Source organism: Nitrospirillum guaranorum, assembly GCF_034653275.1.
GTDB lineage: Bacteria > Pseudomonadota > Alphaproteobacteria > Azospirillales > Azospirillaceae > Nitrospirillum.
The window spans coordinates 697,334-710,295 of record NZ_JAYEES010000004.1 but is presented as its reverse complement, the minus strand read 5'-3'; the positions used below and the strand labels follow the sequence as shown (position 1 = coordinate 710,295).

The following is a 12,962-nucleotide window of genomic DNA, read 5'->3' as shown; positions in this document are numbered from 1 at the left end:
GAGACGGCCGTTCGCGTTTCGGACGGGGCGGGCATCAGCCCAGGCGGGACAGCGCCTCGGCCAGTTTGGCGCGGGTGCCGTCGGCCTCGGCCCGGCGTTCCCGCTGTTCCTCGATGACCTCGGGCGGGGCCTTGTCGACGAAGTTGGGGTTGCCCAGCTTGGCGTCGACCTTGGCGATCTCGCCCTCCAGCTTCTGGATTTCCTTGGCCAGGCGGGCCTTCTCCTTGGCCAGGTCGATGAAGTCGGCCAGGGGCAGGACCAGCGTCGCCTCGTCCACCACCGCCTGCACGGCACCGGTGGCCGGCGCCTCCTCGGTCAGGGTGATGTCGGACAGGCGGGCCAGCTTCAGGATCAGGTCGCGGTGGGTGCCCAGGCGCGCGGCGGTGTCGGCCCCGGCGCCCTTCACCAGCAGCGGCAACTGGGCCGACGGCGGCACGTTCATTTCCGACCGGATGGTGCGGATGGTAGAGATGAAGCGCACCACCCAGTCCATCTCAGCCTGGGCGCCGGCGTCCTTGTAGCCCGCCGGGTACTCCGGCCAGGCGGCGGTGATCAGCTCACCACGATCCTGTCCCTCGCCCAGCTTCTCCCACAGCTCTTCCGTCAGGAAGGGCATGATAGGGTGCAGCAGGTGCAGGATCTGGTCCAGCACCCAGGCGGTGACGGCGCGGGTCTCGGCCTTCGCCGCCTCATCCTCGCCTTGCAGGATGGGCTTGGTGAATTCCAGGTACCAGTCGCAGAAGCTGCCCCAGGCGAAGTGGTACAGGGCGTTGGCGGCATCGTTGAAGCGATAGCCTTCCAGCGCCTCGGTCACCTGTGCCGCGCAGTCGGCCACGGCGCCCACGATCCAACGGTTGACCGTCTGGGTCAGGCCAGTGGGGGCGAAGCCCGGGACGGGCGCCACCTGGTTCATCTGGGCGTAGCGGGCGGCGTTCCACAGCTTGGTCGCGAAGTTGCGGTAGCCCTCGACGCGCGAGGTCGCCAGCTTGATGTCGCGCCCCTGCGCCGCCATGGCGGTCAGGGTGAAGCGCAGGGCGTCGCAGCCGTACTGGTCGATCAGGTCCAGGGGATCGATGACGTTGCCCTTGGACTTCGACATCTTCTGCCCCTTCTCATCCCGCACCAGGGCGTGGATGTAGATGGTGCGGAAGGGCACGTCGCCCATGAAGTGGATGCCCATCATCATCATGCGGGCGACCCAGAAGAAGATGATGTCGAAGCCGGTGACCAGCACGTCACCGGGGTAGTAGCGCGCCAGTTCCGGCGTCTTCTCCGGCCAGCCCAGGGTGGAGAAGGGCCACAGGGCGGACGAGAACCAGGTGTCCAGCACGTCGGCGTCGCGGGTCAGGGGCGTGGCGGCGCCGTAATGGGCATCCGCCTCCGCCTGGGCCTCGGCTTCCGTCTCAGCGACGAAGAACTTTCCATCCGGCCCGAACCACGCCGGGATTCTGGTGGCCCCACCACAGCTGGCGGCTGATGCACCATGGCTGGATGTTGCGCATCCATTCGTAATAGGTGTTTTCCCACTGCTTGGGCACGAACTGGGTCTTGCCCTGCTCCACCGCCTCCAGGGCGGGCTTCGCCAGGGTGACGGCGTCGCAATACCACTGGTCGGTCAGCCACGGCTCGATGACCACGCCGCTGCGGTCGCCGTGCGGCTGCATGAGGGTGTGCGGGTCGATCTTCTCCAGCAGGCCCAGGGCTTCGATCTCCTCCACCACCTTCTTGCGGGCGACGAAGCGGTCCAGCCCCTGGTACTCGTCCGGCGCGTGCTCGTTCAGCTTCGCGTCGCGGTCGAACAGGTTGATCATGGGCAGGTTGTGACGCTTGCCGACCTCGAAATCGTTGAAGTCGTGGGCGGGGGTGATCTTCACCGCACCGGTGCCGGTCTCCGGATCAGCGTACTCGTCGGCGACGATGGGGATGCGCCGGCCGGTGATGGGCAGGATGACGTTCTTGCCCACCAGGTCCTTGTAGCGCTCATCATCCGGGTGCACGGCCACGCCGGTATCGCCCAGCATGGTTTCCGGGCGGGTGGTGGCGACCGTGATGTAAGTGTCTTCCAGACCCTCGACCGGGTAGCGGAAGTACCACAGGCTGCCCTTCACCTCCTTCTGCTCGACCTCCAGGTCGGAGATGGCGGTGTGCAGCTTGGGGTCCCAGTTCACCAGGCGCTTGTCACGGTAGATCAGGCCCTGGCGGAACAGCTCCACGAACACCTTGCGGACGGCGGCGTTCAGGCCCTCATCCATGGTGAAGCGTTCACGCGACCAGTCGGGCGAGGCGCCCAAGCGGCGCAGCTGGCGGGTGATGGTGCCGCCGGACTCGGCCTTCCACTCCCAGACCTTCTTGAGGAAGGCCTCGCGCCCCATCTCGGCCCGCGTCTTGCCTTCCTTCGCCAGGTTGCGTTCCACCACCATCTGGGTGGCGATGCCGGCATGGTCGGTGCCCGGCTGCCACAGGGCGTCGCGGCCGCTCATGCGGTGATAGCGGACCAGCAGGTCCTGCAGCGTGAAGGTCAGCGCGTGGCCCATGTGCAGGCTGCCCGTCACGTTGGGCGGCGGCATCATGATGGTGTAGGGTTGGGCGTTGCTGTCCACGTGGGCGGCGAAAGCGCCCGAGCGCTCCCAGCGCTCATAGCGGCTGCGTTCGACGTCGGCGGGGGAAAAGGTCTTGTCCAGCATGGCGGGCACCTGAAATCACGGGCTCAAAGCAAAAAGAAAAGGGCGGCGCGGGGTATGGCGCCGCCCCCTTTGGGGTCACCTTGGGGGCCCCAAGGTGTATCGAAGCGGCGCGCCTCAGTCGAGTCCGCGCCGTACCACCTTCTCGATCTCGCGCTTGACCAGGCGCTCGACCAGCGAGGGCAGGTTCTCATCCAGCCATTCGCGCAGGATGGGGCGGACCAGGACGTGCACGATCTCCTCCAGCGTGACGTCGGAGCGGCCGATGGGCCCCTCCCCCGTCAGGCTGGGACCGCCGCGGCGGAAGCCCGACAGGCCGGAGAAGGCGCGGCTGGCCGCTTCCTCCGTGAATTGCGACATCAGCCGGTCATCGTCCATGGCCGGCGGCGGGCGGCGCGGCGGCGGGGGCGGCGGCTCATACGCGAAGGGATCCGGCAGGGGCTCGGGCTCCGGTGCCGGCTCGTCCGGGATGATGTCCGTCAGTTCCAGCACGTCGTCCTCGGGTGGAGGCGGCGGCGGGGGAGGTGGCGGCGGAGGGGGGAGGCGGCATGGGCACCGCCTCGAAAATGTCGTCCTCCGGCGGGGGCGGAGGGGGAGGCGGCGGCGGGGGCGGGGGCGGCGCCTCCGGCTCGGGCGGCGGCGCGTCGGTGTCTTCAGAAATGATCCGCCGGATGGAGGCGAGGATTTCCTCCATCGAAGGTTCTTGTTGTGACTTGTCAGCCATTGTTGCCTAACCTGACCTGTAACGGCGTGGGACCGGTAAGCGCGGGCCCCGCACCGACGTATGGGCACCGACGTTCGGGGCAGCCTAGGGCAAGAACAGTAAAAATGCCATTGGGTTAATCACGAACGCGCCGGTCGCCAATGCTGGCCCCTCGTCATCCCGCCCCGCCCTATTCGCCCCCGCTATTGCTTCCCCTCAAGAATAGGGCCGGCCGCCGCCCTTCGACAAAAGAAAAGGGCGGCCCCAAGCCATGGAGCCGCCCCCGTCTGGCGCGCGCGACCGGGCGGGTCGCCGCTTACTTCTCGATCGAAGGGCCCCAGAGCTTGTCCTTGACCTCTTCATAATGGGCCTTGGCGTCGTACAGCGGGACGTTCAGGCCCAGCTTGGCGGCCGTCAGGTCGCCCACGGCCGACAGCACCTCGTAGGACGCCACCTGCTCGTCATGCTGGGCGCGGACCAGCTGCACCTTGGCGTTCACCAGTTCCTGCTCGGCGTTCAGCACGTCCAGGATGGTGCGCGAGCCCACCGACTGTTCCTGCCGCACGCCTTCCAGCGCGATCTCGTTGGAGGCGACGGCGCTCTTGTAGGCCTCGATGGCGGCGCGGGCCGTCATCAGGGCCTGCCAGGACTTCACCGCCGTCTCGTCGGCCGACCGCACGGCCTCCATCACCTGGGTGCGGCGCTGCTGTTCCGTCTGCTTGGCGCCACGGACCTTGGCCGAGGTGCCGCCGCCTTCATACAGCGGAATGGTGACGCGGGCGGAGATGACGGCCGTGTCGTACTGCACGCCCGGAAGCGACTGGTCCCAGTTGCGGTAGTACTGGGCGCTGGCCGACAGCTGCGGCAGCATCTGGCCGAAGGCGCCGTCGACGGCGTCCTGCGAGGCCTTGTGGTTGTAGCGCGCGGCGACGACCACCGGGGCCGACACCTCGGCCGCGGCCATGGTCTCTTCCTGGTTCACCGGCAGGTGGACCACCCGGTTCGGCTGCTTCAGCGTGCCGGGCACCTGGCCCATCAGCTTGGCGTAGGTGGCGCGGCTGGCGGCCAGGGCGCCCTGGGCCGAGATGCGGTCGGCGGTGGCGCCGGCCAGGCGCGACTCGGACTGGCTGACGTCGGTGCGGGTCAGCTCACCCACGCGGAAGCGGTCACGCGACGCCTCCAGCTGCCGGGTCAGAACCTGCTCGTTGTTGATGTTCAGGTCCAGGACGGCCTGGTCGCGCACCACGTCCAGATAGGCGGTGGCGGCGGCCAGCAGCACCTGCTGCTCGGTATCCAGCAGGCCGGCGCGGCCGGCCTCCACGGTGTTCTCGGCCTGGCTGATGCCGGCCTGAATGCTACCGCCGGCGTAGATCGCCTGGTTGATGGTGACGCCGCTCTGCGCCGGGTTCATGTGCTGGATGGCGTTGCCCTGGCTCAGCCGCTCCTTGCCCAGGTTGCCGTCGGCGGTGACGGTGGGCAGCATGGCGGCGCGGGCCTGGGGCACGCCTTCATCCGTGGCGCGCTGGCCGGCGCGGCCGGCTTCCAGCGTGGGATTGTTCTGGTAGGCCTGGACCAGGGCGTCCTCCAGCGACTGCCCGTGGGCCACGGTCGCCACGGTGATGGCCAGCGCCGTCAGCGGCAGGGCGGCGGCCAGCCGGCGCGCCCGCTTCACCCAATGTCCGGTTCCCATGCCCTCTGCCCCACATCCAGCGGTGTTCACTTGCATCGCCATTTTCCCCAAACACCTTAAATAAATATTATAGGCGGGGCGCGCCATGACGCACGCGACCGTAGCGGAACCGCACCCCGAATCCCCATCGGCGCCAACGCGCCCCTTAAAAAACACTCTGTAACATGATCGGTGGAACCGCAAAGGTCCACTTAAGGCCATGTTTCGGGGGACCGTCGCCCCCTATCCGCCCGGTCCCGGCCCAGGCCGGCCGCGCCAGGTCGGCCGCGAAGGGGTGGAACGAAGCCCGCGCCGGGCAGCAGGACCCGGCGCGGGGCCCCGGATCAGAACACGAATTCGGCGCGACGCTCGAAGCCCGGCAGGGGCCGGACGGCGGCGTCGAACAGGATGCGGTGCGACACGACGCCGCCCACCTTACGGTAATAGCGCGCCTCGCCCAGGCCGGCGGCGTTGATGACCACGGCCACGAGGCGGCCGCCCTCGGGCAGTTGGTCCAGCAGGCTGGCCGGCACCTCGAGCACCGAACCGTCGATCAGGATGGCGCCGTAGGGTGCCTTGGCGGCGTAGCCGGCGGCCAGGTCGCCCTGCACCACGGTGACGCCGGCGACACCGGCCAGGGCCTTGCGCGCGGCCTCGACCAGGGCGGCATCGCTTTCCAGCGCCACCACCGAACCGGCCATCTCGGCCATGATGGCGGCGGCGTAGCCGGTGGCCACACCCACGGCCAGCACCTTGTCGGCACGGGTCAGGGACAGTTCCTGCACCAGGCGGGCCAGGACCATCGGCTCCATCAGGTAGCGGCCGGGGGCCACGGGCACGTCCTCGTCGACATAGGCGACGCCGGCCAGCGCCTCGGGCACGAACCGCTCGCGCGGGATGGCCAGGAAAGCCTCAACCACAAAGGGGTCGGTGACCTTGTTGGGGCGAATCTGCCCCTCGATCATGTTGACGCGGGCGGCGGTGTAGTCGGCGGCCATGGGATATACCGATCTGATGGAAACGAGGCGGAGGGAGGGGCGCGCACGCGGCCTATCGGCCCGCACACGCTTGAAAAACCAGGATCGGTATATATCCCCCCGCCGCCCGAAGACAATTGATGCCTGCACCGGGCGCCCATCGCCGCCCTTCGCCCAAGCCTTCGGTCCGGCCCTGGCCCCGCGCCGTCACCGAAACGTCAGAAAGCGACGCCAGCATGCTTGACCGCCCCGGCGGGCGACGCTATAGAGGCGCCCTGCCCTGACCGCAGGCGCCGCTGGACGGCCCCGCCGGTCGGTTCTCGTGGATGGCGCGGTGGCAGAATGGTGATGCAACGGACTGCAAATCCGTGAATCCGGGTTCGATTCCCGGCCGTGCCTCCAACTCCCCCTACTATATAAATGATGCGGTTTGACGATCGCGCCCGACGGCGCGTCGTCCGTCGTAATTCGGCCACTCCCTAGCGGGCTCTGCCCCCGGCCCCCATCCGCGATGGAACCAGCGGGCGGGGTTGATAGTTGCCACGGCCGAGACCACTGTCCGCAGCCCCCCTCACCCCAGCTTCCAACCCGTGCGTCGCAGGCGGCGCGTCCCCCGCAAAATATTGTCATATCAAAGAGGTGACGCTGGCGGGTGGCGGCCTATCTGATGGTGTCGGTCAATATTGCCGCGGTGCAACAGACATGCAAAGCTGATGCGGCGATGTCTTGCTTCGAAAGGAATGACAGCGTGATCGACCAGCCTGTCCCGTCCGTCCCCCCAGAGTCCGTCCCCCAAGACTCCGTTCCACAAGACGCCGCTCAGGCAAACCCTATCCCCCCGGCTGATGAAGCGGCGCCGCCGGCGCCCGTGGATCGCGACGCGATGCGCGCGGCCATCGTCGCCAAACTGATGTACGCGGTGGGCAAGAATCCCGAGGTCGCCAGCAAGCGCGACTGGTTCATCGCCACCACCCTGGCGGTGCGCGACCGCATCGTCGACCAGTGGATGGCCTCCACCCGCGCCACCTACGAATCCAAGCGCAAGCGGGTGTATTACCTGTCGCTGGAATTCCTTATCGGCCGTTTGCTGGTCGACGCCCTGATGGAAACCGGCCTGACCGAACCGGTGCGCCAGGCGCTGGACGACCTGGGCGTGGACCTGGACGAGCTGCGCAAGATCGAGCCGGATGCCGCCCTGGGCAACGGCGGCCTGGGCCGCCTGGCCGCCTGCTTCATGGAAAGCATGGCGACGCTGCAGATCGCGGCCCACGGCTACGGCATCCGCTACGACCACGGCCTGTTCCGCCAGGTGATCAAGGACGGCTGGCAGCGCGAATATCCGGAAAACTGGCTGACCTTCGGCAACCCCTGGGAATTCGAACGGCCGGAGGTCGACTATTCCGTGGGCTTCGGCGGCACCGTGGAGACGGTGGAGGTCAGCGAGGAGGTCACGCGGCACTACTGGCGGCCGGAAGAGACGGTGGACGCCATCGCCTTCGACACGCCGGTGCCCGGCTGGCGGGCGCGCCATGTCAACACCCTGCGCCTGTGGTCGGCCCGCGCGCCGGACGCCCTGCGCCTGGACGCGTTCAACCAGGGCGACCACGTCGGCGCCTTGGCCGCCCGCGTGCGGCTGGAGGCCATCTCCAAGGTGCTGTACCCCAGCGACGCCACCCCGGCTGGCCTGGAGCTGCGCCTGCGGCAGGAGTACTTCTTCGTCTCCGCCTCGATGCAGGACATCATCCGCCGCCACAAGCAGCACCATGGCGAACTGGAGCTGCTGCCCGAGAAGGTGGCCATCCAGCTGAACGACACACACCCGGCCATCGCCATCGCCGAACTGATGCGCGTGCTGATCGACCTGGAGGATTTCGGCTGGGACGAGGCGTGGGAGATCACCAAGGCCGTCTTCTCCTACACCAACCACACCCTGCTGCCAGAGGCTCTGGAAAGCTGGCCCGTTCCGCTGATGGAACGACTTCTGCCCCGGCACATGCAGATCATCTACATGATCAACGCCCGCCATCTGGACCTGGTGCGGTCGAAGGGTGAACATGACGGCGGCGTGCTGTCGGAACTGTCGCTGATCGACGAGAGCCACGGCCGGCGCGTGCGCATGGGCAACCTGGCCTTCATCGGGTCGCACAAGATCAACGGCGTGTCCGCCCTGCATTCCGACCTGGTGCAGCGCACCCTGTTCTACCAGCTGAACCGCTTCTATCCCGGCCGCATCGTCAACAAGACCAATGGCATCACCTTCCGCCGCTGGCTGTTCGAGGCCAACCCCGGCCTGACCGAGCTGCTGGTGGATTGCTGCGGTGCGCGGGTGATGGACGACCCGGCGGCCCTGATCGACTTCGAGAAATACGCCGGCGACGCGGGCGTGGTGGACCGCTTCCGCGCCATCCGGCGGGCCAAGAAGGCGGAGCTGGCCGGCCTGATCCGCCGGCGCCTGGACGTGTCGGTCAGCCCCGACGCCCTGTTCGACGTGCAGATCAAGCGCATCCACGAGTATAAGCGCCAGCTGCTGAACATCCTGGAAATCGTGGCGCTGTACGACGCCATCCGCGCCAACCCCGGCGGCAACTGGGTGCCGCGGGTTAAGATCTTCGCCGGCAAGGCCGCCGCCAGCTATCACCAGGCCAAGCTGATCATCAAGCTGGCCAACGACGTGGCCCGGCTGGTCAATCGCGACCCCGTGGTGCGCCGCCTGCTGAAGGTGGTGTTCCTGCCCAACTACAATGTCAGCCTGGCGGAGGCCATCATCCCCGCCGCAGACCTGTCAGAGCAGATTTCCACCGCCGGCATGGAGGCGTCGGGCACCGGCAACATGAAGCTGGCGCTGAACGGCGCGCTGACCATTGGCACGCTGGACGGCGCCAATGTCGAGATCAAGGAGCATGTCGGCGACGACAACATCTTCATCTTCGGCCTGACGACCGAGCAGGTGGAGGAACGCCGGCGCAAGGGCATCGACATGAGCGACGTCATCGCCGCCTCCCCCCTGCTGGAAGAGGTGCTGGACGCCGTCGGCGCCGGCGTCTACTCCCCCGGGGAGCCGGGGCGCTTCGGCGACCTGGTGAACAGCGTCCGCCACCACGACTATTTCATGGTGGCCGCCGACTTCGACGCCTATTACGCCGCCCAGCGCGCCGTCGACGCCCGCTGGCAGGATACGGCGGCGTGGTGGCGCTCGGCCATCATCAACACGGCGCACATGGGCTTCTTCTCGTCCGACCGGGCCATCGCCGAATACGCGACGGACATCTGGGGCCTGCCGGCCCCCCGCGTCGCCGCCCCCAAGCACGGGTCGAGGGAGGCTTGATGGCGCGGACCAAAGGCGGGACAGCATGGACCGCCCGGCAGGAGGACATGGACGCCTTGCTGGGCGCCCGGCACGACGATCCCTTCGGCGTGCTGGGCCCCCATGGATCGGAACGGGGCGTCGTCATCCGCGCCTTCGTGCCGGGCGCGGAAACGGTGGAGGCGGTGACGCCGGACGGCGCCCTGGTCCTGCCCCTGACCCGCGTGCATGACGCCGGGCTGTTCGAAGGCCGGGCCGCCCGCCGCAAGCGCCCCTTCCGCTACCGCCTGCGCTGCGCCAACGCCGGGGGCGCCTGGGAGTTCGACGATCCCTACAGCTTCGGCCCCCTGCTGGGCCCCATGGACGACTATCTGTTCGCCGAGGGCACGCACAAGCGGCTGTACGAGAAGCTGGGCGCCCATATCAAGACCCATGAGGGCGTGGACGGCGTGCACTTCGCCGTCTGGGCCCCCAACGCCCGCCGCGTGTCAGTGGTGGGCGACTTCAACGGCTGGGACGGCCGCCGCCATCAGATGCGGCGGCGGCTGGACAGCGGGGTGTGGGAGATTTTCGCCCCGGGCCTGGGCCAGGGCGCCGTCTACAAGTATGAGATCGTGGGGCCCGACGACACCGTGCTGCCGCTGAAGGCCGACCCCTTCGGCTTCGCCAGCGAGTTGCGGCCCTCCACCGCCTCCGTCGTCGCCCGCACCGACGATTTCACCTGGGCCGACGACGCCCACATGACGCATCTGAAGACCATGGACGCCCGCCAGTCACCCATCAGCATCTATGAGGTGCACCTGGGGTCCTGGCGGCGGGGTGACGGCAATCGTTATCTGACCTGGGATGAGCTGGCGGACCAGCTGGTGCCCTATGCCGCCGACATGGGCTTCACCCACCTGGAATTCCTGCCCATCTCGGAATTCCCCTTCGACCCGTCCTGGGGCTACCAGCCCATCGGCCTGTTCGCGCCCACCGCCCGCTTCGGCACCCCCGACGGCTTCGCCCGGCTGGTGGACCGCGCCCATCGGGCGGGCCTGGGCGTGCTGCTGGACTGGGTGCCCGCCCACTTCCCCACCGACGTGCACGGCCTGGCCCAATTCGACGGCACCGCGCTGTATGAGCATGCCGACCCGCGCCAGGGCTTCCACCCCGACTGGAAGACCGCCATCTATAATTTCGGCCGGCACGAGGTGGTGAACTACCTGGCGGCCAACGCCCTTTATTGGATCGACCGCTTTCACGTCGACGGGCTGCGGGTGGACGCCGTCGCCTCCATGCTCTACCTCGACTATTCCCGCAAGGACGGGGAATGGATTCCCAACCGCGAGGGCGGCAACCAGAACCTGGAGGCGGTGGCCTTCCTGCAGGCGGTCAACACCCTGGTCTATGGCGAGCATCCGGGCGCCATGACCGTGGCGGAGGAATCCACGTCCTGGCCCGGTGTGTCGCAGCCCACCTACGCCGGCGGCCTGGGCTTCGGCTTCAAGTGGAACATGGGCTGGATGCACGATACCCTGGACTATGTGTCCAAGGAGCCGGTCCACCGCAAATGGCACCATGACAAGCTGACCTTCGGCCTGCTCTACGCCTTTTCGGAAAACTTCGTCCTGCCGCTCAGCCATGACGAGGTGGTCTACGGCAAGCGGTCGATCGTTGAGAAAATCCCCGGCGACGACTGGCAGAAGTTCGCCACCGCCCGCGCCTACTACGCCTTCATGTGGGGGCATCCCGGCAAGAAGCTGCTGTTCATGGGGCAGGAGTTCGGCCAGCGGGCCGAATGGAATTTCCAGCAGAGCCTGGACTGGCACCTCCTGGAGCATGCGCCGCATGAGGGCCTGCGCCGCTTGGTGCGCGACCTGAACGCCGGCTACCGCCGGGAACGCGCGCTGTATGAAAGCGACTGTGTGCCCGAGGGCTTCCGCTGGATCGTCGCCGACGACAAGGACCAGTCGGTGTTCGCCTTCCTGCGCCTTGGGGGCGAGGGCACGCGGCCCGTGGCCGTGGTGTGCAACTTCACCCCCGTGCCGCGACCAAACTACCGGGTGGGACTGCCCGAGGCGGGGCGGTGGCTGGAGATCCTCAATACCGATGCCGGCGGCTATGGCGGCACCGGCATGGGCAATCTGGGGGCGGTGACGGCCACGGAGCAGCCCGCGCACGGCCTGCCGGCCTCGGCCGTGGTGACCTTGCCGCCCTTGGCCACCTTGTGGTTGGCCCTTGATGAGCATCAAAGCTAAGTAACGGGCAATACTTGATAATTTTAGGCGGCGCCAACAGCCGCCCCAGGGAGGTAAGACCGTGACAGGACCCGCGAAGCGTTTCACCAGAGCAACCAGCGACCGTCACGCCGGCCGCGGCCCCCTCGCCCGCCACGCCATGGCCTATGTGCTGGCGGGCGGGCGCGGGTCGCGCCTGATGGAGTTGACCGACCGACGGGCCAAGCCGGCGGTCTATTTCGGCGGCAAGTCGCGCATCATCGACTTCGCCCTGTCCAACGCCCTGAACTCCGGCATCCGCCGCATCGGCGTCGCCACGCAGTACAAGGCGCATAGCCTGATCCGGCACCTGCAGCACGGCTGGAACTTCTTCCGCCCGGAACGCAACGAGAGCTTCGACATCCTGCCCGCGTCCCAGCGGGTGTCTGAAGAGCACTGGTATGAGGGCACGGCCGACGCCGTCTATCAGAACCTGGACATCATCCAGGACTATGAGCCCCGCTACATGGTCATCCTGGCCGGCGACCACATCTACAAGATGGACTACGAGTTGATGCTGCAGCAGCACGTCGACTCCGGCGCCGATGTCACCGTGGGCTGTCTTGAGGTCAGCAAGGAAGAGGCCAAGGGCTTCGGCGTCATGCATGTGGACGCGGAGGACCGCATCATCTCCTTCGTGGAGAAGCCCAAGGATCCGCCCACCATGCCGGGGTCCACGGACCGCTGCCTGGCCTCCATGGGTATCTACGTCTTCAACACCGGGTTCCTGTTCGACCAGTTGCGCCGCGACGCGGCCACGCCGGGATCGTCTCGCGATTTCGGCAAGGACATCATCCCCTACATCGTGAAGCACGGGAAGGCGGTGGCGCACCACTTCTCCCGCTCCTGCGTGCGCTCCAGCTCCGAGGCCCAGCCCTACTGGCGCGACGTGGGCACGGTGGATGCCTATGCCGAGGCCAACCTGGACCTGACCGACCTGGTGCCGGGCCTGGATCTCTACGACCAGGATTGGCCCATCTGGACCTATAGCGAGATCACGCCGCCCGCCAAGTTCGTCCATGACGAGGAGGGCCGGCGCGGCCAGGCCATCTCCTCCCTGGTGTCGGGCGGCTGCATCGTGTCGGGCGCGTCGCTGAAGCGGGCGCTGCTGTTCACCGGGGTGCGCATCAATTCCTTCTCCTCGGTGGAAAACGCCGTGCTGCTGCCCTATGTCGATGTCGCCCGGTCGGCCCGGCTGACCAACGTCGTCGTCGACCGCGGCGTCCACATCCCCACCGGCCTGGTGGTGGGCGAGGATCCGGAGGAGGACGCGCGCCGCTTCCGGCGCAGCGCCAGCGGCACCTGCCTCATCACCCAAGCCATGATCGACCGCCTCGCCTGATGCGCCTGCCCTGATCTGCCTGCCCTGA

6 protein-coding genes, 1 tRNA gene and 1 pseudogene are annotated in these 12,962 nt (G+C 67.7%); 4 read left to right on the top strand and 4 right to left on the bottom strand.

All coding sequences use genetic code 11. The features are described from left to right. Positions 1-34 precede the first annotated feature (34 nt). The 4 genes and pseudogenes from UAJ10_RS24905 to UAJ10_RS24890 form a co-directional block, all read right to left on the bottom strand. Positions 35-2,684 (bottom strand): annotated as a pseudogene (locus tag UAJ10_RS24905) (valine--tRNA ligase). Between the two features lie 114 nt (positions 2,685-2,798). Next, the gene (locus UAJ10_RS24900) at positions 2,799-3,173 is read right to left on the bottom strand and encodes a PopZ family protein (protein ID WP_322917944.1); all 375 of its coding nucleotides are present in this window, start codon (positions 3,171-3,173) and stop codon (positions 2,799-2,801) included. Between the two features lie 527 nt (positions 3,174-3,700). Next, complete coding sequence (locus UAJ10_RS24895) at positions 3,701-5,074, bottom strand: TolC family outer membrane protein (protein WP_322917943.1); 1,374 nt, start codon at positions 5,072-5,074, stop codon at positions 3,701-3,703. A 323-nt stretch (positions 5,075-5,397) separates the two neighbouring features. Beyond that, on the bottom strand, positions 5,398-6,051 hold the full coding sequence (locus UAJ10_RS24890) for a protein-L-isoaspartate O-methyltransferase family protein (RefSeq protein WP_322917942.1): 654 nt from the start codon (positions 6,049-6,051) through the stop codon (positions 5,398-5,400). 307 nt (positions 6,052-6,358) lie between these two features. Between UAJ10_RS24890 and UAJ10_RS24885 the strand changes: the two genes are divergently transcribed. The 4 genes from UAJ10_RS24885 (at position 6,359) to glgC (ending at position 12,934) form a co-directional block, all read left to right on the top strand. Beyond that, positions 6,359-6,432, top strand: a tRNA-Cys gene (locus UAJ10_RS24885). A 481-nt stretch (positions 6,433-6,913) separates the two neighbouring features. Further along, a complete protein-coding gene (locus UAJ10_RS24880) occupies positions 6,914-9,355 on the top strand; it encodes a glycogen/starch/alpha-glucan phosphorylase (protein WP_322917941.1) in 2,442 nt (813 codons plus the stop codon). Then, positions 9,355-11,574 (top strand): 1,4-alpha-glucan branching protein GlgB, encoded by a 2,220-nt coding sequence (glgB, locus tag UAJ10_RS24875; protein ID WP_322917940.1) that lies wholly within the window; start codon positions 9,355-9,357, stop codon positions 11,572-11,574. The genes UAJ10_RS24880 and glgB overlap by 1 nt, the downstream gene beginning before the upstream one ends. Positions 11,575-11,635: 61 nt before the next feature. Next, positions 11,636-12,934, top strand: a complete 1,299-nt coding sequence (glgC, locus tag UAJ10_RS24870) for a glucose-1-phosphate adenylyltransferase (RefSeq protein WP_322917939.1) — start codon at positions 11,636-11,638, stop codon at positions 12,932-12,934. Positions 12,935-12,962 lie beyond the last annotated feature (28 nt).